Annotated in this window: 16 protein-coding genes; 13 read left to right on the forward strand and 3 right to left on the reverse strand. The window is 44.7% G+C overall.

The window, feature by feature from the left end:
- Window positions 1–26: 26 nt before the first annotated feature.
- Window positions 27–716: a Crp/Fnr family transcriptional regulator gene (locus ACX5KA_RS20645; RefSeq protein WP_458732102.1), complete on the reverse strand. Its 690-nt coding sequence runs from the start codon at window positions 714–716 to the stop codon at window positions 27–29.
- 174 nt (window positions 717–890) lie between these two features.
- On the opposite strand from ACX5KA_RS20645, the gene ACX5KA_RS20650 reads away from it, so the two are divergent.
- From ACX5KA_RS20650 to purF, 11 genes are all read left to right on the forward strand, one after another.
- Window positions 891–1,646 carry a class II aldolase/adducin family protein gene (locus ACX5KA_RS20650; protein ID WP_039225270.1) on the forward strand — a complete coding sequence of 252 codons (756 nt, stop codon included), beginning with the start codon at window positions 891–893 and terminating at the stop codon, window positions 1,644–1,646.
- 238 nt (window positions 1,647–1,884) lie between these two features.
- The gene (locus ACX5KA_RS20655) at window positions 1,885–3,087 is read left to right on the forward strand and encodes a 4-phosphoerythronate dehydrogenase (RefSeq protein ID WP_458732103.1); all 1,203 of its coding nucleotides are present in this window, start codon (window positions 1,885–1,887) and stop codon (window positions 3,085–3,087) included.
- 29 nt (window positions 3,088–3,116) lie between these two features.
- Complete coding sequence (locus tag ACX5KA_RS20660; RefSeq protein ID WP_014979671.1) at window positions 3,117–4,133, forward strand: aspartate-semialdehyde dehydrogenase; 1,017 nt, start codon at window positions 3,117–3,119, stop codon at window positions 4,131–4,133.
- A 497-nt stretch (window positions 4,134–4,630) separates the two neighbouring features.
- Window positions 4,631–8,926 (forward strand): FimV/HubP family polar landmark protein, encoded by a 4,296-nt coding sequence (locus tag ACX5KA_RS20665; RefSeq protein WP_458732104.1) that lies wholly within the window; start codon window positions 4,631–4,633, stop codon window positions 8,924–8,926.
- 204 nt (window positions 8,927–9,130) lie between these two features.
- Window positions 9,131–9,925 (forward strand): tRNA pseudouridine(38-40) synthase TruA, encoded by a 795-nt coding sequence (gene truA / locus ACX5KA_RS20670; RefSeq protein ID WP_061095375.1) that lies wholly within the window; start codon window positions 9,131–9,133, stop codon window positions 9,923–9,925.
- 27 nt (window positions 9,926–9,952) lie between these two features.
- Entirely contained in the window at window positions 9,953–10,765 is an 813-nt protein-coding gene (locus ACX5KA_RS20675; RefSeq protein WP_061095374.1) for a substrate-binding periplasmic protein, read from the forward strand.
- A 282-nt stretch (window positions 10,766–11,047) separates the two neighbouring features.
- A complete protein-coding gene (gene accD / locus ACX5KA_RS20680) occupies window positions 11,048–11,893 on the forward strand; it encodes an acetyl-CoA carboxylase, carboxyltransferase subunit beta (protein WP_458732105.1) in 846 nt (281 codons plus the stop codon).
- Entirely contained in the window at window positions 11,893–13,224 is a 1,332-nt protein-coding gene (gene folC, locus ACX5KA_RS20685) for a bifunctional tetrahydrofolate synthase/dihydrofolate synthase (protein ID WP_458732106.1), read from the forward strand. The genes accD and folC overlap by 1 nt, the downstream gene beginning before the upstream one ends.
- A gap of 46 nt (window positions 13,225–13,270) precedes the next feature.
- The gene (locus tag ACX5KA_RS20690; RefSeq protein ID WP_458732107.1) at window positions 13,271–13,891 is read left to right on the forward strand and encodes an SPOR domain-containing protein; all 621 of its coding nucleotides are present in this window, start codon (window positions 13,271–13,273) and stop codon (window positions 13,889–13,891) included.
- Window positions 13,892–14,051: 160 nt separating this feature from the next.
- Entirely contained in the window at window positions 14,052–14,540 is a 489-nt protein-coding gene (locus ACX5KA_RS20695) for a CvpA family protein (RefSeq protein WP_014949942.1), read from the forward strand.
- Window positions 14,541–14,554: 14 nt separating this feature from the next.
- Window positions 14,555–16,078, forward strand: coding sequence for an amidophosphoribosyltransferase (gene purF, locus ACX5KA_RS20700; RefSeq protein ID WP_014949941.1), 1,524 nt, complete (start codon window positions 14,555–14,557; stop codon window positions 16,076–16,078).
- Between the two features lie 76 nt (window positions 16,079–16,154).
- Here the strand turns inward: purF and ACX5KA_RS20705 are convergent, their stop codons facing one another.
- Complete coding sequence (locus ACX5KA_RS20705; protein ID WP_014949940.1) at window positions 16,155–16,754, reverse strand: Yip1 family protein; 600 nt, start codon at window positions 16,752–16,754, stop codon at window positions 16,155–16,157.
- Between the two features lie 208 nt (window positions 16,755–16,962).
- Complete coding sequence (gene miaE, locus ACX5KA_RS20710; protein WP_039222649.1) at window positions 16,963–17,745, reverse strand: tRNA isopentenyl-2-thiomethyl-A-37 hydroxylase MiaE; 783 nt, start codon at window positions 17,743–17,745, stop codon at window positions 16,963–16,965.
- 182 nt (window positions 17,746–17,927) lie between these two features.
- Between miaE and ACX5KA_RS20715 the strand changes: the two genes are divergently transcribed.
- Complete coding sequence (locus tag ACX5KA_RS20715; protein WP_039222647.1) at window positions 17,928–18,515, forward strand: acyl carrier protein phosphodiesterase; 588 nt, start codon at window positions 17,928–17,930, stop codon at window positions 18,513–18,515.
- 150 nt (window positions 18,516–18,665) lie between these two features.
- The gene (locus tag ACX5KA_RS20720) at window positions 18,666–20,282 is read left to right on the forward strand and encodes a S10 family peptidase (protein WP_458732108.1); all 1,617 of its coding nucleotides are present in this window, start codon (window positions 18,666–18,668) and stop codon (window positions 20,280–20,282) included.
- Window positions 20,283–20,436: the final 154 nt, after the last annotated feature.

Below are 20,436 nucleotides of genomic sequence, written 5' to 3' on the forward strand. Positions count from 1 at the left end.
CCCAGTAATGTGGCTGAAGCGTCAAGTCAAATAAACTGATAACGACTAAACAAGGTATCTGGTTCGGGAATAGTGATTTTCCCGTAATGCCGTTTAACCAAACCTTCTTGTTGAAGTTCACCTAATAACTGGTTCACCGTTTGCCTACTGCTATTTATCATTTGCGCTAAAGATTCTTGCGAAAGGGTAAGTGTAATCGCGTTATGTTTGGGCAAATGCTGACCGTAACTGGTGGTAAGCATTAAAAGCCGTTTTACAAGCTGGTGCTTGAGGCTAAGACCCGCACTTGAGTCAATAAACTGAAACGCGCTGCGCACTCGCGTGCATAAAAGGCGAGTAAAATGCGGGTAGAGTTCAGGATATTGCTCAAGCAGTGCTTTAAACGCGTTCTTTTGAATAATCGCCACCATGCAATTTGTCTCGCAGAAGTTGTCGTGAGTACGAGGGAGGTCGTCAAACATCGATATTTCACCAAACCAGGTGCCGGGCCCAAGCAACGCGAATAGCATCTCTCGACCATCTACCCCCACAGTAACCACTCTTAAACGGCCTTCGCATACGCCATAAAAACCGACACCGTCTTCACCTTTGGCATGCAGTTGCTGCCCAGCTTTTAAGTGTTTTAGACGCATCTTGTCGAACATGGCTTTCTGCAAATAGGGTGGAAGCGCGCTAAACCAAGTAGAGCTAGCGAGAACAGGTTTAAATTTTTCCATTTAACAAATTTCTTACACTGTCGTATACCCGACAGTGTATAGCAATTACTGCGCGTAATGTAGGCGTTAAGAGAGAGTAAGTGGAAGTTTCATTGAAATGTTCAAGGTATCGAGCCTTCCACCTAGGACTCCCGCCCCAAATGAAATTAATTTGTACGTTAAAAGAGTAAAGCTATGACAGATTCAGTAAAGTCGAAAGTTAGCAGTGAAGAATGGCAAACCCGTGTTGATCTAGCCGCATGCTACCGCGCAGTTGCTATGTATGGTTGGGACGATCTCATTTTTACTCACATTTCTGCTCGTGTTCCTGGGCCTGACCATCATTTCTTGATTAATCCCTACGGTTTAATGTTTGATGAAGTTACGGCATCAAGCTTGGTTAAAGTTGATCTTCACGGTAACAAAGTAATGGAAAGTGAATACGACATTAACCCAGCAGGTTTTACTATTCATAGCGCTGTTCATGAGGCTAGAGACGATGCAAAGTGCGTGTTGCATTTGCACACAGCAGAAGGCGTAGCGGTATCCATTTTAGAAGAAGGGCTGCAGCCTTACTCGCAACAGTCGCTTTTCCCGCTGGCGTCGCTTTCCTATCATGCCTACGAAGGCGTGGCGCTAAACCCAGAAGAAAAAGTGCGATTGGTTCGCGACCTTGGCGATACCCAATTTATGATTTTGCGCAATCACGGGCTTTTAACCTGTGCAGACAATATTCCCGATGCATTCTTGTTTATGTTTATTATGCAGCGCGCCTGTGAAATTCAGTTAAAAGCGCAGGCCACAGGCAAACCGCTTATTCCAATTCATTCGGCAATTCTAGATGGCATTCGTACACAAGCCGATCAAGTCACCCGGCAGGCTGGTGGTTCGTTAGCATGGCCGGGTATTAAGCGACGCGTTGAACGCCGTTTCCCTGGATATGACAAGTAACGGCGTGAAGTTTAACGTTATCTAATACGATGATCGCAACGGATGAAGTGGACAAAAAACGTGAGCTAAAGCGGTTTGCTCCAAGCGTTCCCGTTTTAAAGGATTGTATGAACTTCGGCCGTCTCTTTAATGTTGCGGCCAAACGTGCATCAAAATGACGTAAATTAAACGAATCACCGATAAGATAAATCAAGGGCGCTGGGTTACTAAAAGCCTAAGTTAAGGTACACTTAGCGCCATGAAAATACTTCTTGAAGATACCATTCCGTTTGGCACCGATTACCTTCATAGCGTAGGTGAGGTTGAAACCTATGCATGGCAATCTCTTGTGCCTGAAATGCTGCGCGATGTAGATATTCTTGCGCTGCGTTCTACCACCAAGGTTACCCCTGAACTACTGACCAGCGCTAGCAAGCTCAAGTTTGTTACTACGGCAACGGCGGGAACCAATCATCTAGATAAAACGCATTTAGATAGCGTGGGTATTATGCATAGCAGTGCAGCAGGCTGTAATGCTGTTGCGGTTGCCGAGTACGTGTTAAGTGTTTTGCTGCACGCGCAAAAAGCCCAAAAGCTCGATTTATATAATGCGACAGTGGGAATAGTAGGTGCTGGTAATGTGGGAACTGCATTATCAAGAATTTTAACAGCAATTGGCGTTAAACACTGTCTGTATGACCCACCGCTACAGCAAGCGCTAGCAAAATCTGGTAAAAAGGAGCATAACGGTCAGTCATTTGTAGACTTAGAGCAAATAGCAAAGTGCGATGTTATCTCGCTGCACGTGCCTTTTATTAAAGGCGGCGAATATCCTACATATCAGATGATAGACGAAGCGTTTCTGGAAGGATTAACGTCAAACCAGCTGCTTATAAATGCATGCCGGGGTGAGGTTATTAATGAAGTGGCACTACTTAGCGTACTTCAAGGGGAAAAACCGCCAACGGTGGTACTCGACGTATTCGATAATGAACCTGCCATAAATACAGCATTATTTGACTATGTTTGGTTCGTTACACCACATATCGCGGGGCACTCTGTAGAAGGCAAAGTGCGCGGTACGCAAATGATTTACGAGCAAATTTGTGACGTAGTGGGCAAAGCCCCAGACAAAGTGCTTAGCGACTTTTTAGAGAAAACTAACCCGATCAAAGCTGCGTTAAATTCGCCAGAGGCAACGCGGTTGTCTGTTGATGATCTCATTGCCGTATTCCACAATGTGTATGATGTAGCTATTGACGATGAGATAACGCGAAACGCGTTTGCGTCAGGCCATAATGAAACGCCAGAGACACACATGGCAAATACGTTCTCTACATTGCGCAAGCAATACAGAGTGCGTCGCGAGTGCAGCGCCTATGCGTTACACTTGCCAAAAAACACCAGTAAGCAAATCCAAGACACATTCACCAAACTGGGCTTTCACGTTAGTCTGGTTTAGTTATTTTTATATTAGGAGCACAAAGCATTATGTCGCAAGCGTTTGACGTAGCGGTACTTGGCGCCACAGGTTTAGTGGGCCAAACCATGATTGAACTATTAGAAGAGCGAGACTTTCCGGTAAACCGTTTGTATCCGCTTGCCAGTAAACGTTCAGCAGGTAGTACCGTGTCGTTTAAAGGCGAAGACATTGAAGTATTAGATGCTGATGATTTCGATTGGTCATTAGTGCAATTTGGCTTTTTCTCAGCTGGAGGCAGCATTTCTGCAAAATTTGCTCCGCTAGCGGCAGAGGAAGGCTGTATTGTTATCGACAATACTTCAGAGTTTCGTTACGAGCCAGATATCCCACTTGTGGTGCCAGAAGTTAACGCCCATGCACTGGCAGAGTTTCGCAATAGAAACATTATTGCGAACCCAAATTGCTCAACCATTCAAATGTTGGTTGCACTTAAACCTATTCAAGACGCGGTTGGTATTGACCGTATTAATGTGTGCACATACCAATCAGTTTCTGGTGCAGGTAAAGAAGCCATGGAAGAGTTGGCTAAACAAACCGCAGGTTTGCTAAACGCACGTGAAGTAAAGCCAGAATCTTTTAGTCGCCAAATTGCCTTTAACGTTATCCCTCAAATCGATGTATTCCAAGACAACGATTACACCAAAGAAGAAATGAAAATGCTGTGGGAAACCCAAAAAATTATGGGCGATCAAAGTATTTTGGTAAACGCGACGGCTGTGCGCGTGCCAGTTTTCTACGGTCATGCTGAAGCTATTCACTTAGAAACGCGTTCGCCAATAGATGCGCAGCATGTTAAAGAGCTTTTGGCCGATGCGCCGGGCGTAACAGTTTACGACGGAAATGAGCAATTCCCAACGCAAGTAAGCAGCGCTAGCGGCAACGACATTGTGCATGTGGGTCGTATCAGGAATGATATCACTCATCCTTGTGGTTTAAATTTGTGGGTGGTGTCAGACAACATTCGCAAAGGTGCAGCGACAAACAGCATTCAAATTGCTGAGACACTTATTCGCGACTACTTGTAAATGCTCTACAGAGACACAGCCTCTGATTAATCGGATAAGCACAGGAAAAGGTAAACATTTTTCTGTGCTTGCCGATACGCAATGAAAGGGCGATTCCTGTTGCAATAAGACAGCACTATTCAATGGGATAGAAAGACAGCACTTGAAGCTACTAGATGGCGGCTTTTAGCTAAAATTTGGGCAATAGAGAGGTTCAATACTACTGTCTAACTAGATCACCCTTAATAACTGGTTTATAGTTTGTAAAGTTAGGAATAGAACAACGTTAAAAACAATACTCAGTCAGACACTTAGGCGAAGGGTAAGAACTCTAAAAAGCGCAAATAAATCTTACTGCTAAGTTCATAAAGACTGTAAAACGCTAGCTTGATTATTAATGGTTTCAAGGTGGCTTAAGAATAAAAATAAAAGCCAATATTTTCTTCCGTACTGATTGGCTAGAAAATCCGCCCATACGTCTCGGGTGGTAAAGACGCTTGAGGGCATATAGGACTGCTATGAAATTGCATTTGACGGGCTTACTTTTACTAACACTTTGTTTGTCTGGCCCTATTATCACTGTAGATGCACAAGAACGCGCTACCTTCTTAAAAGGTCCCAAAGACGCAACTGATCAGTATTCGGGCCTAGAATATGGCCCTATCGACGCCAACGACACCTTATGGCGTATTGCCGAGCGCTATCGCCAAAACAATAACTTGAGCGTATATCAGGTTATGAGCGCCATTTACGAGCTCAACCCAAACGCATTCGAAAATGGCAATTTAAATTTATTAGTTGATGGTGCGGTATTAAAGTTACCATCAGAGCGATATATCGCCAGAATTGATAAGCAAAAAGCCCAGATGCGCGCTGAGCAGGATGATAGAGCATTTGCTGAAATGCTTAATAAGCCCGGCAGTAGCGTAAGAAATATCAAGCCTGCATCGCCTTTAGTCAATCAACAAGACTTAACGCAAACCCAAACTGATATTGAACAAAAAATCACTCGCTTAGATCAGGAGCAAACCCGACAATTTGACGAGCTGCGTATGCAATTTGCAGCCTCACTGGAAAATGTTGAAGCTATTCTTAACGAAAACAGACGCTTGTACGAGCGTGTTGAGGCCGTTAATGGCGAGCTAGAAACCTTGCGTGGACAAGTGGAAGGTGATGTTAAGAGCCAACTTGATATGCAAGTGGCGCTTCAGCAAGAATTGCTCGACATGATCAAGGCCGAGCAAGCGCAGCGCGAAGCAGAAAAGCAGTCTTCTTTTTTAAGCGCACTTACCAGCCCACTGAGTCTAATTATAGGCTCTGCAATTCTGTCACTATTGTTAGTAGGTGGCCTTATCCTGTGGCTGCTAAAACGTAATAGTAAGCCTGACGAAGCGCCTGCGGCTGGGCCTACGATTACAGCCGATAACGATGAAGTGCCGGTACCTGACTCTGACATAGGCGATCTTTCAAGTGCACTGGCCCCTGACTTTGATGATAAAGCAGAGTTATCAGATGACGATTTATTTAATGACGACGACTTGCTCGATGACGTACTTACCTCAGATTTAGAAGAAAGCCTAGATGATGAGTTAGAAACCTTCGCTGACCTTGAAGACGATATGTTGGTGCCAGACGAAGGCAGTGATGACTTGTTTGAAGCTGGCGATGGTGAGCTTGATCAAAGTGAACTAGATAGCCTGTTCGATGACGATGACCTGTCAGATAAAGTATTAAACGAAAACGACGCAGACGACCTTGAAGGCTTCGACCTGTCAGGGGATGACGACATCTTTGATGAAGATGCTGCCGATGAAAACGAGCCAAAGGCGGAAGTTGCTGACGAGGCTGCATCGACAGATGACGATGATTTTGACATTGATGACTTGCTTGATGATGTACAAAGCCAAGACGCGGCAGAACTTGAGAGTGATGAGCCAGATGAGTCGGGCGATATAGACCCTGACGACATACTGGCTGAGGTCAACGGAACCGCTGAATCTGACAATGTTGATGAAGACGATATAGACGCGTTGCTTGCCAGCTCGGTTGATGATTTATCTGACGCTGACGAAGAAACAGAAAGTGTTTCATCTTTGCCAACCATAGAAGATGAGGACGATAAGCCTGAAATCAGTATTGACGATTTGCTAGAAGAGCACGGCGTTGATGCAGGTCTAACTGATGAGCTAGATAGCAACGATGACCTTATCAATGAGGATATGCTGAGCAAGCTCGACGACGAAATTAATCAGCAAAATAAAGAAATTGATAAAATCACCGACGATTTGTTAAATGAAATTGAGCAAATCGAAATGATGGGTGACCTAGGTGAAGAAGATGACGAATTCGAGGATGATCTTGAGGAAGAAATAACAACTTCTTCGCCGTCGCCGCAGTCTATTCAGAGTCTTGATGCCATTACCGACGATTTAGACGAAATAGTCACCGACGAAATCGAAACTAACGCGGACTTCAGTGACCCTCTTTCCGATGAGCTTATTGCTGAGCTACAGGCGGAAGATGAGCTTGCTGAAGAGCCTTCAGCGGAGCAAATGCCCTCAGCGGATCAAATGCCTTCTGATATAGAGCTTGATGAAAGCGCTTCTAGCGAGTTACCTACTCAATCTAATGAGGACGGTGATTTTGACGATCCGTTTACTGATGAACTACTTGCAGAACTTGAAGCAGAGTTAGATGGCGAGCCTGAAGTTAGTCCAGAAGCTCACGATGAAGACGTAGACCTTGAAACGCCTGAAAGCGATGAAGAAGTTGCGAGCGAAGATGATTTCAGCGACCCGTTAACTGATGAGTTGCTTGCTGAACTAGAAGCTGAAGAATCTAAAAGCAGTGAAGATGTAGATTTGCTGACAGACGAGCTACTTTCTGAGCTTGAGTCTGAAATAGAACCAGATGATGAAACAGATGCAGAGTTCGAACCTGAAGTCGAGTTTGAGTCAGAACCAGAAGCTGAGCTAGAAGCTGACTTTGAAGATGAAGTAGAACTTGAGACGGAAGCCGAAGGTGAACCGAAGTCAGAACCAGAGCCAGATCTTGGCACCGAAGTAGAAGAAGAACAAGACGCTGAGCTTGAGCCTGAACTAGAAGCGGAACTGGAGTCTGAGCCTGAGCCAGAATCAGAGCTAGAATTTGAATCTGAGCCTGAGCTTGAATCTGAATTAGAACAGGATATCGACTCTGAAACAGAACAAGACCTAGAACCAGAAGAAAAAGTTGAACCTGAAACTGAAGCCGACTTGGAAGATGAAGTAGAGCTTGAGGCGGAAGCCGAGTCAGAATCAGAATTTGGCACTGAAGTAGATGCAGAACAAGACACTGAGATTGAGCCTGAATTAGAGGCGGAACTTGAATCTGAACCTGAAGCCGACTCGGAAGATGAAGTAGAGCTAGAACCTGAAGCCGAGGCAGAACTAGAGCCAGAAACAGACGTAGAGCCAGAGCTCGACGCTGTCGTTGAAGACGCTGAAGAAAAGGCAGGGCAAACGTCAGACGATCCACTAGATGATGCTATTGAAGCGTTTGAAAGACAGATGATGGATGATATTCCTTCGTTCAGTCAGATGGATACGGAAGAGCCTTTAGCTGATGAAGAGTCATTAGCGCAGGAAAAGCCCTCAGCGCTATCAGAGCCAGCGGAAGATGCTTCAGCAGAAGACAGTGATGAATACGACGACAGCCTGTTAAATGCCGCGTATGACGAAGTAGAAAGCTTTGAATTAGAGCAAGAAATTGACGGTGTAGTAGACGGTGAAGATGACGAAATATCATCAGAATCTAGTGCTGCTGAAGAATCGAGTTCACCTGAAGAAACTGATTTAAACCAAAGCGATTCAGATAAGAACAGCGAAGAAGACTTTAACGAACTTGACGATGTTCCAGGCCTTGATGACTGGCTGTCTGCTTCCGATGACGACGATCATGTAGACGACAACGAGATTCTTGACGATCTTGACAGTGCGGAATTCGATGAGCTTCTTCAAAGTCTTGAGTCAGACACCATAGTCGATACTAGTGATGTCGACACCAGTGAAATTGAAAGTGATGACGACGGTCAGGAGCCAGAAGAATCTTTGGCAGAGAGTGAAGAAGGTACTTTCGAACTTGAGCAGGAAGATGATGAAGCCACTTTCGAGTTAGAAGAGAGTGACGACAACCTTGGATTCAACGAAAGCGATGATACGTTTGAACTAGACGAAGAAGATGAAACCTTTGAGCTAGACGAAGATGGTGCTTTTGAGTCTGAGCAAGAAGACGACGAAGATACTTTCGCCCTTGAAGAAGATGATTCGGAGCTTGCATTAGACGACCTTGAAATTCCAGATGATGTGGAATTGGATATTGCCACACCAACTGAAATTGAAGAGAACGAACAAGAGGCTCAATCCGCTGAGACTGAAAAGGCTCAAGAGGATGACCTTAAACTCGATAACCCTGATTTAGATCTCGCTGCTCTACTTAGTGATGTCGACGGGGAAAGTGACGCGCAAACGCCTCCAGACGACTTCCTTGATGTAGAGGCTTTGATGGACGATGGCGATGATGCAGACGCTATTGACCCGGATAGCCAAGCACTAGATCTTGATGTGAGTTTATCTGATTTCACAGGTGTATCTGATGAAGACAAGGTGATTGATATAGATAAAGACGCAGGACAAAACGCTAACTTGGATTTGGCCCGTGCCTATATTGAAATGGACGATGTAGACGCTGCGAAAGAGTTACTTGAAGAAGTGATGGAAGAGGGTAGCGAAGAGCAAAAACAGGAAGCTGCAGCGATTTTAGCGAATATTGCCTAAGTAATCTTTACGGACCCACACAATAGATTGTTCGCCAGACATAATGAACGGCCTGTGTATTTACAAGATACGCAGGCCGTTTTTGGTTTAGGTGATGTACATTTATTTTCTATGACCTAAAAGGGTTTTGCGTATTAGTGGCATTGCATGTTGCAAGCGACATGACTACACTTAGCGCCTTTTAAGAAACAGGGTAAAACAGATATGGGGCGAATTGCCTTAGGGATTGAATACGACGGTGCTGCTGTATACGGATGGCAACGCCAGCGTGAAGTTCCAAGTGTTCAGGAACATCTTGAAAAGGCACTATCGACAGTAGCCAACGAACCCATTGAAGTGCAATGCGCTGGACGTACCGATGCTGGTGTACATGCTACTGGGCAAGTGGTTCACTTTAACTGTGATGCACCACGCTCAGAGCGCGCTTGGACACTCGGCGTAAATGCGAACCTGCCTAATTCTGTTGCTGTAACCTGGGCGAAGAACGTTAGCGATGACTTTCATGCGCGTTTTTCTGCTACCCATCGTCGCTATCGCTACGTCATTCACAATGCGAAAATGCGTCCTGCTATTCTCCATTTCGGGGTTACCCATATCCACCGCGAATTAGATGAGAAAAAAATGCATGTTGCCGCACAAGCATTGCTAGGTGAGCAAGATTTTACCTCGTTTCGCGCAGCGCTGTGCCAAAGTAAAACACCATTTCGCAACGTTACTGATGTAAGCGTATATCGCCAAGGGCGATACGTTATTATCGATATTCGCGCTAATGCATTCTTGCATCATATGGTTCGCAATATCACGGGCGCGCTTGTTGAGATTGGGGCAGGGGAGCAAGATGTAAATTGGATAGGTCACTTGTTAAGCCTAAAAGACAGAAGTAAATCTGCAGCGACGGCAAAGCCAAATGGGTTGTACTTGGTTGACGTCACATACCCAGACGAGCATGGTTTGCCTAAACCGCCTTTAGGGCCGTTGTTTTTGCCGGATCGCACATAGCACTGTCGATGCATAAAAGGAATTAGTGTGATCATCTTTAAATTTTTATCAAGAACTTTTGGTTTGTTACTGTGTTTAACGGCATTAGCACATGGTGCCGATATAAAAGATAAAACCCCTAAGGTACGTTTCGCGGTTAACACACCAGGCGCTGCCCCTTATTTATATTATGATGAGAACTCAAAACGCTATGAAGGCATAGTCGTTGATTTTTTCAATTCGGATGAGCTAACGAATCAGTTTCGTATTGTTTATTTAGATTCGAATCGTGCTAGAAGCGAAGATTTGTTAAAGTCGTCATCGATAGATTTGTTTTTATCTTCCGAAAGTTGGATAAGTAAACCGAACGACTTTTTGTTTAGCGAAGAGTTGATAAAACACGACAGCTATATCTACTCAACTTCAAGTTTTGAAGGGCCATTTGTACCTGAGGAAAATTTATCCTCTAGTATTTGTACTAGATATGGCTTTACTTATCCCGTTTTACAGCAGTTCTTTGAGAAAAAAGAAGGTAATATTCATAGGGTTGACTCAAGTAGCCAATATACAATGGCTATGATGATGTCGAAAGGGCGCTGTGACTTTGCGATAATGAATGAACACAACGCGCGTGCAGTTATGTTTAACAAGACGTTTTGTTCTTCAGAATTCTATCAGTCACCAAACGTTGTTAGTCGGGTTCGTTTAGTGTTTGTTATTCGTTCTGATTTAAACTCTCTCAAAAATAAAATAGATAGTGCACTGAATCATTTTGTCGAAAGTGGACAAAGGCAACTATCGCTAGAACGTCACTCAGGTATTAATCAGTTTCCAAAAATGCAGTGCCAGGGCGTTCAATAACCCCCATGTTTTTTGAGTCTCGTCAGCAATAATTTACGCAAAAGCAAACGTAGGCAGGCATTAGTGAGCTCAGTTGCCAACTTCTAAGACCAGTTTTGTTTTTTCCATTTCGTTGTATTGTGGTCTAATAGCGCGCTATATTAGGTAGCTGTTCTATTGTGTTACGTATTTTTTCTTTGTAATACAGTATGAAACTTAAAAAATTAATGTGTTGTTGACCACAAGTATGAACAAACATCAATCGTCATGGTCGGCAAACAAAAAACAAAGGATTCAATTTCCATGAGCTGGATTCAAAAAATTCTTCCTCGCACGCAAACATCAACCAAAGGTAACGTACCAGAAGGTATCTGGACGAAGTGTGGTTCATGCCAAGCAGTGCTGTATAAGAGCGAACTGGAAAAACTTCAGGAAGTTTGCCCTAAATGCGACCATCACATGCGTATTACGGCGCGCCGCCGTATCGATGCGTTCTTAGACGATGGCGATCGCGTTGAGTTAGGTGCAGAGCACGAGCCACAAGACGTACTTAAATTCAAAGACTCTAAGCGTTATAAAGACCGTATTGTTGCTGCACAGAAGGCAACAAACGAAAAAGACGCACTAGTGGTAATGCAGGGCAAGCTAAAAGGTATGCCGGTAGTGGTTGCGTGTTTTGAGTTTGCGTTTATGGGCGGTTCAATGGCATCGGTAGTAGGTGCTCGCTTCGTTGCTGCTGTGAATGCATGCTTAGAAAACGATATGCCGCTTATTTGCTTTAGTGCAAGTGGTGGTGCACGTATGCAAGAAGCATTGATGTCGCTAATGCAAATGGCTAAAACATCTGCAGCGCTTGCCAAATTGAGTAAGAAAGGCCTGCCTTATATCAGTGTACTTACAGACCCTACAATGGGTGGTGTATCTGCAAGTTTGGCAATGCTTGGTGACGTAAACGTAGCCGAGCCAAAAGCGCTTATCGGCTTCGCGGGCCCTCGTGTAATCGAACAAACAGTAAGAGAAAAGCTGCCTGAAGGTTTCCAACGCAGTGAATTCCTTGTTGAGAAAGGTGCAATTGATATGATTGTTGACCGCAGAGATATGCGTGATAGATTACACAGCCTGTTGGTAAAGTTGCATTATAAGAATTAGTGAATAACGAAAACAATCTAAATACTGGCTCAGCGCCACACGCAGAAGACGCCTCAGCGTCTTCACCTTCGCAAAAAAGCCTGAGCCAGTGGTTATCCTACCTAGAATCTATTCATCCTAGCGCCATCGATATGGGGCTAGACAGAGTGAAAGCGGTGGCCAATGCCATGGGACTTTCGCTTAGCCAGTCTTTGGTTATTACTGTTGCAGGCACTAACGGTAAAGGCACAACGTGTCGCTTACTCGAACAGGCCATGCTATCGCAAGGAAAAAGTGTTGCGGTATACAGTTCACCCCATTTAACCGACTATCGTGAACGCGTGCGCTACAACGGCGAATTACCGCCTGCAAGTGAATTTGTAAATGCATTTGAGTTTGTTGAAAACGCGCGAAAAGACACGGGTAGCGAACCTATTACCTTAACTTACTTTGAGTTTGGTACGCTGGCTGCCATGAAAATGATGCAGTCATGGGCTGTTGATGTGGTCATTCTTGAAGTAGGCCTGGGTGGACGATTGGATGCCACCAACATTATTGATCCCGACCTTGCTGTTATTACAACTATCGATCTTGACCATCAAGATTGGCTTGGCAATACCCGCGAAAAAATCGCTCGAGAAAAAGCGGGGATCATGCGCAAAAACGGTAATGCTGTGGTTGGTGAGCTGTTTCCTCCATCATCGCTTTACGATGTGGCAAATGAGCTACAAGCAAACGTGCGATGGGCTACACAAGATTTCGAAACAGTAGTAGCAAGTGATTACAGTGAGTGGAGCTGGAAAGGGAAGAGCAATAGTTATACGTCGCTACCTTATCCTAAAATTCCGCTTCAAAATGCGAGTACAGCGTTGGCCGCGCTGGAGCTACTAGATTTGCTGCCCGAAGAAAGCGTGGTAAGAGATATTATTGAGAACACCACTATGCCGGGGCGCCAGCAGACTATCAGTGAATCGCCCCTCGTAGTTGTAGACGTTGCCCATAATCCACAGGCGACGACAGCTATGCAAGATTGGCTAAACCGTTACGATGTAAGCCAAATGCGCGTTGTGGTGGGCATGCTAAAAGATAAGTCTATTGCAGAGACCTTAGCGCCACTGGCGGCACTTAATGCCAAGTGGTACGTAGCATCAACAAGTGGTCCTCGGGGCTGTAAGGCAGAAGTACTTGAAAATGCACTTGTTAATGCCGGCACAACCATAGAGAATATAGACACGTTTCAGGACGTGACCTCGGCATATCAGCGCGCGCTTGCAGATTATCAAACTGGTGAACTTATTCTCGTTTTTGGTTCTTTTGTTACCGTAGCAGACGTGCTTGCTGAGCAAAACTAACACGCGCATTGTAGAGTAAAACCGTGTATTCAAGCAGGAGAGCACAGTGACATCGGCATTAAAGAATAGACTGGTGGGGACAATTATTGTTGTCGCCCTAGCGGTAATCTTTTTACCAGACTTTCTTGATGGCAAAAAGCAAACAAACAGAGAACCTTTTGTCTCTGTACCTGCTAATCCGCCTAAAAAGCCCATCGTAGAGCCAGAATCTTTTCCTTCAGAGCGCGTGGCGAAAGCTGCGGTGCCAGCGGTTGAAATTCAAGATGAAACGGCATTAGATGATGATCTGGATTCTTCTGGCGCAGGGGAAAGTGGTAGTGCAGGTGAAGCCACTACCGCAAAAGCGCCAGCGGTGAAAACCTTTGAAGAAGAGGACAATCTAGCAAGCCAAACGGTGGTTAATATAAAAAGTGCCGCAGACGATGACGCTGGTTGGGTTATTCAACTTGGTAGCTTCCGCCACGAGAAAAACGTAAAAGCGCTGTTAGCTAAGCTAGAAAAGGCTGGATATCGTGCGTTTAGTCGCAAAATTCAGACCAGTTCTGGCCCGCTTAATAAAGTTTTCGTTGGCCCAGATTTAGACAAGAAGAAACTGGAATCGGCACTACCTCACTTAAAGGAACTCACGAGTCTTAAAGGTAAGGTCACTACGTTCAAAGTTGAATAGTGCGCATTGTTCCTGGTGCTAGTCGAATTAAGCACGGACAGAGCAACAGGGATTGGTATTACAGACTAGTAATATTTTTATCTTCTGTTAGAATGCGCGCCATCTCGCCAAAGGCTCGTTGCTTTACGATAAAAAGCAACATCAACGCAATAAAGAGACGATGAACTGGGTAGACTTTTCCATACTGGGTATCATTGCGGTATCTACCTTAATAAGCCTGATCAGAGGGTTTGTTAAAGAAGCCATCTCGTTAGTGGTATGGTTTGCTGCACTCTTTATTTCAAGCAATTTCTACGCTGACCTCGCCGTTTACTTCACAGCCATTGACGATCCTTACTTAAAAAACGGTGCTGCAATTGCAGCATTGTTTGTCACCACGCTCATTCTTGGCGGCATGATCAATTACGTGATTAGCCAATTGGTTCAGGCAACAGGGCTGTCTGGAACAGATAGGGCCCTCGGTATAGTTTTTGGCGCACTGCGTGGCGTGCTTATAGTTAGCGCATTGCTCTTTTTTATGGATACCTTTACTGGTGCAGCTTCCTCAGATTGGTGGCAAGCATCGGTACTCATTCCAGAGTTTGGTGTCATCATTGAGTGGTTTTTCAGCTATGTGAAAGACTCCTCCAGTTTCTTAAATCCCGCTTGAAATAGGTAACGCACATGTGTGGTATAGTCGGAATAGTTGGTAAAACGCCCGTAGCTCAGTCACTGTACGACGGTCTAACGGTTATTCAACACCGTGGACAGGATGCCGCAGGCATAATGACTATCGACCAAAATATGTTTAATTTGCGTAAGGCAAATGGTTTGGTTCGAGATGTTTTCCATACCCGCCATATGAAGAGGCTCTCTGGCAACATGGGTATTGGCCATGTTCGCTATCCTACCGCGGGTACATCAAGCTCTGCAGAGGCGCAACCGTTTTATGTGAACTCGCCGTTTGGTATTGCCTTTGCTCATAACGGCAACCTTACCAACGCTCATGAGCTACAGGAAGAAGTATTCCGCATTGCACGCCGCCACATCAACACCACCTCAGATTCAGAATTATTGCTTAACATTCTTGCGCATGAACTGCAGCAGGTAGCAGGTTTAAGCGTAAGTGCCGAACACATTTTTGAAGTGGTAACGAAAGTTCACAAAAAGATCCGAGGTGCCTACGCAGTCGTTGCGGCGATCATCGGCCAAGGTATTGTAGCGTTTCGCGACCCGCACGGTATTCGTCCTCTAGCACTCGGTAAGCGTATGAGCGAGCTGGGTGAGGAATGGATGGTGGCATCTGAAAGCGTGGCGCTTGATGCTGTTGGCTTCCAGTTTGTGCGCGATGTAATGCCAGGTGAAGCGGTATTTATTACCGAAGAGGGTCAACTGCACACCAGACAGTGCGCCGAGAATCCAGTAACCTCTCCGTGTATCTTTGAGTTTGTTTACTTTGCTCGCCCAGATAGCTTTATAGATGGCATTTCAGTTTATGCATCGCGTGTAAACATGGGCCGTAAGCTAGGTGAAAAAATTAAGCGCGAATGGGCAGATCTGGATATCGACGTGGTTATTCCTATTCCTGAAACGTCGATGGACGTGGCGCTTCAAATCGCAAACACACTGGATTTGCCATATCGCCAAGGCTTCGTTAAAAACCGCTACATTGGCCGTACTTTCATTATGCCTGGCCAAACCATGCGTAAAAAATCAGTACGCCGTAAGCTAAACGCAATCTCATCTGAGTTCAAAGGTAAGAGTGTACTACTTGTCGATGACTCTATCGTGCGCGGTACTACATCAGGTCAAATCATTGAGATGGCGCGTGAGTCAGGTGCGAAGAAAGTATACTTTGCGTCAGCTGCGCCAGAAATTCGTTTCCCAAATGTGTATGGTATTGATATGCCATCGGCAAACGAACTGATTGCTTATGGTCGTGAAATCGATCAAATTGCAGAGCTTATCCAAGCAGATGGCCTTATCTTCCAAGACATTTCTGACTTGGTGGATGCCGTTCGCGAAGAGAACGAAACCATTCAGCGTTTTGAAACGTCAGTGTTTGATGGGAACTATATTACTGCGGATATCGACCAAGAATACCTTGAGCGAATTGATATGTCGCGCGGTGAAGCGTCAAGAAAAGCGCCAGTGGTACAAGCAGAGCTTAGCAATCTTGATGTGCATAATATTGATGCCGCTGATTAATTTAAGACGCTCTTTGATATAACAAAAAGCCGCTTTTTAAAGCGGCTTTTTTAATGCTTTATTTCAATGAAAGAGGCTAGTGAACAAATACTGGTCCGCCGGACAGTCCCCATACCAAAACTGAACCTGTCATTAGAATAACGAGCAATACTAGCCCACATGTCACTACCGAGCTTGAGTAAATGAACCCTTTATCTTCTGGCATATGCATCAAAATTGGCACGCCAGAGTAGAGCAGGTATACCGAATAGCTAATACCGACTAACAGCGCCGTCATCACCACCCAGAGTTCTGGGTAAAGACCTGCGAAGCCCACCATAAACAACGGTGTAGCCGTGTAGGCCGCAAGTTCCAGCGACTGCGTATAAGTTGGCGTCGCATCAAACGCTTTAGCCAACTCATGAATAAGTACCGCCAATGCGACCACGCCTGCAATTAAGCCAAAATACATGCCTATACCCATCATTATGGCGGTATTTTCGCTAAGGCGAATTATGTCACCTGCGCCGATACTCCAGCCAGTATGGGCACTGGAATAATAGGCCACGAGTGAAGGAATGAGAGATATAAAAGCGATATGGGTAAGCGCGTAAAAATAGGTTTCGTGTTTGGTATCAATGGTTTGCCACTCTTCTTTTGGATGAGTGTAAATACCAATTAAATGATTCAAAATCATAGAGCCCTGCCTTGTTAAACAACGTTATTATTTTAGAAAATATTGTTGTGAGGCAGGGAGAACACACGGACTAACCGTAAAACCAAGGAAACACACACAGCGCAAAGCGCTAAACACTGCCGTTAACAATATGTTTACAAATTGAGTGTGCAGCAGAATTACTAAGCCGTCAATATAAATTGATTAATTTATAAACGGATGCAAAGCGTTAACTTAACCGCGGTGCACCTGAGTGGAAACGCAATTCGTTGTCGTCGCTTTCAATCAGCGATTTTTCAACGCTTCCGAAGTGGGCAACGCGCTCTGAAATATCAGTTTTAGCGATTTGCCCAGCAAGGGTGAGGTAGTCTTCAAAATGTCTGGCTTCTGAACGCAGCAATGACACATAGAACTTACCTAAATCTTCAGAAACATACGGCGCAAGTTTGGCAAAGCGTTCACAGGAGCGCGCTTCAATGTAGGCACCACAAATGAGCTTGTCGACAAGCTTTTCGGGTTCGTACGTGCGTACGTGACGCAATAGGCCATTTGCGTAACGACTGGATGTTACCGACTTATATTCAAACCCCAACTCGTGCATAATTTCTAGCACTTGGTAAAAATGATGAAGCTCTTCTTTAATTAGCATGACCATTTTATCAAGCATGTCTTTTTTAAACGAGTCTAGCCCTTCTGTGTTAAATACATTTTTGGAAAGGTGCTTAGTATTAAGCGATTGCCAATCGCCTTCGTGGCGGTAAGTGAAGTCTTCGTAAGGTTTCAACCAGCCCAGCAACACCTTACTGGTTTCTTCATCGGCCACATAGCGGCGAAGTAGGTACATAGCAGACTGAGCTGCTTTAAGCTCGCAAATTAGGTGGTCAGTAAGGATAACGCGAAGGTTTTCCTCTTTCTGCGCTTCGTCTATCCACGACTGTGGCGTCTCGCAATGTAAAAAGGCATTGATTGGTGAAAGTAGAGACGTGACTTCAGAAGTGGATATTACAGACATGTTGAAACTCAATTTTAAGTGCTACGGTTTTTCAGTTACATTTGAATTTGGCTGCTGCTAACGCTAGTTTCGGCAGTTTCGGTTTATAAAAGCACAAAATTCAGCGTATCTGAATTGGACCGCAATTTTACTTGATACCTACAAGCCCTTACAACTTAAAATAGAGACCAATAAATTACAAAATGAATTATCTTGCCCATCTTTTCTTAGCCCGACCAACTGCCGATTCTCAATTCGGTAACTTACTCGGAGACTTCAGGCGAGGTGTTGATATTAAAGAGCTTGGACAAGCGGTACAGCTAGGTCTTAAAAATCACTATGAAGTGGATAGGTTCACCGACAGTCATACCAGCGTCTTAGCAGCAAAGGCGTTATTTCATAAAAGTCGTCGGCGCTTTGCACCTGTGGCGCTGGATATCTACTTCGATCACTTGCTAATTAAACATTGGGCGTCGTTTACAGCACAGGGTTTTGACGACTTCAGGGAACAGAGTTTCGCATTGTTAGAACAGCGATTGCCCACTATGCCAAGAACGATGCAGCACAGTGTCGGGCATATGATAACCCATGACTGGTTTGAAGATTATGCTAAGGAAGAGGGCATTGCTAAGGCGATTGCTGTGGTTGCTAAACGTATTCGTTTCCCCAACACGTTTCATCTTGCTGTGGATGATATTAATGCGAACAGAGACGAGATTGAAGCGAGATTCTTAACGTTTTTCCCTGAACTCATTACACATATCAAAATTAATGGCCCTGAGAATATTTGAAAGGCTTAACCGTGTTACAGAAATGTATCGAAGAAATTGGTCGTTTTGTCGTTCATTGCTAAGCTGTCGTGTGAACAGCGATATAGTAAAGCGTGCAATACGAAGACAACACAAAAAAGATAAAATTAACGACACTCAAAGATAATAATGATGAATATTCAATCCTTAGTTAGAAAGACATCGCCCGTATTATTAAGCCTGGGTAAAAGTAAACACAAAGCGCAGTCGCACGCGACCCTAGCATGGTTAACGGCAGTCTTAATTGCTTTTGTAAGCCTAACTTTCAGTGCTTCAGCGCAAGAAGAAAGCGCATCTGCCCATGCTCGTTCAATAAAAATTGATAGCAGTGTAGTGACAGAGCACGAAACTAAAATCCTAGGCAAGCGCGTAAAGTACAGTGCCACCACGGGTACTCAACCGGTTTGGAACAGTAAAGACGAAGCGGTTGCCACTTTGTTTTACACTTACTATCAGCGCACTGACGTAAAAGAGAATACTAAGCGCCCGCTTATTATTTCTTTTAACGGTGGTCCAGGCTCTGCGTCAGTGTGGATGCATGTAGCCTACACAGGCCCTCGTATTCTTAATATTGACGATGAAGGCTATCCAGTTCAGCCCTATGGTGTTCAAACCAATCCTTACTCCATTTTGGATGTGGCAGACATTGTGTTTGTTAACCCAGTGAATACAGGGTACAGCCGTGTGCTGCCTAAAGCTGACGGCAGCATGCCATCGCAAGATGAACAGCAGAAAATGTTCTTTGGTGTAAACGCCGATATTAGCTATTTGGCAGACTGGGTGAATACTTTTGTAACGCGTAATAATCGCTGGCGTTCACCTAAATATCTTATCGGTGAAAGTTACGGCACGACGCGTGTGTCAGGATTAGCATTAGAGCTTCAAAATCGCCAATGGATGTACTTAAACGGCGTTGTGCTTGTATCGCCAACCGACATTGGTATAGAGCGCAACGGGCCGGTAAAAGCCGCTAATCGACTGCCTTATTTTGCTGCCGCGGCGTGGTATCACAATAAGCTTGAACCAACGTTGCAAAACAAAGATCTTACTGAGCTATTGCCTGAAGTTGAAGACTTCACCATCAATACGCTTATTCCTGCCCTGGCCAAAGGTGGCTTCATTGGTGAAACGGAAAAGCGCGATGTGTTAAAGCAAATGGCACGCTATTCTGGCTTAAGTGAAGCGTCTATTGCGCAAAACAACTTAGACGTGAGCACTGCATTTTTCTGGAAAGACTTACTGCGCGACGAAGGGAAGACGCTAGGTCGTTTAGACAGCCGCTATTTGGGTATAGATGCTAAGCAAAGCGGCGACCGCCCTGACTATTGGGCTGAGCTAACATCATGGCTTCATTCGTTCACGCCCGCTATTAATTACTATTTGCGTGAAGAGTTAAACTACAAAACTGATATTAAGTACAACATGTTTGGAAACGTGCACCCATGGGATAGAAGCAATAATCAAACAGGTGAGAACTTGCGATTGGCCATGGCGCAAAACCCGTATCTGAATGTGATGATTCAAGCTGGCTATTACGATGGAGCAACGAACTACTTTGATGCCAAATACACCATGTGGCAGCTCGATCAAAGTGGCAATTTAAAAGACCGTTTGAGCTTTAAGGGATATCGCAGCGGGCACATGATGTATCTGCGTCGCGACGACTTAAAACAGTCCAACCAAGACCTACGCGAGTTTATTAAAGTAAGTACGCCGAGCAGTGGTGCGCCTGCTATATATAAGCGGTAATAAAGCGTTAATCGTACTATTGCGTTTACCCGAATTTGTTCATTGTGCGGCTATAGTTGCTATCATTTTTTAAAGATAGAACTATGGCCGCTGATAACCGCGAATAATTTATAAGTTCACCTTTTACTTGAAGTTAAACTCTTAGCTAAATTTT

It is taken from the genome of Alteromonas alvinellae, from assembly GCF_902705805.1.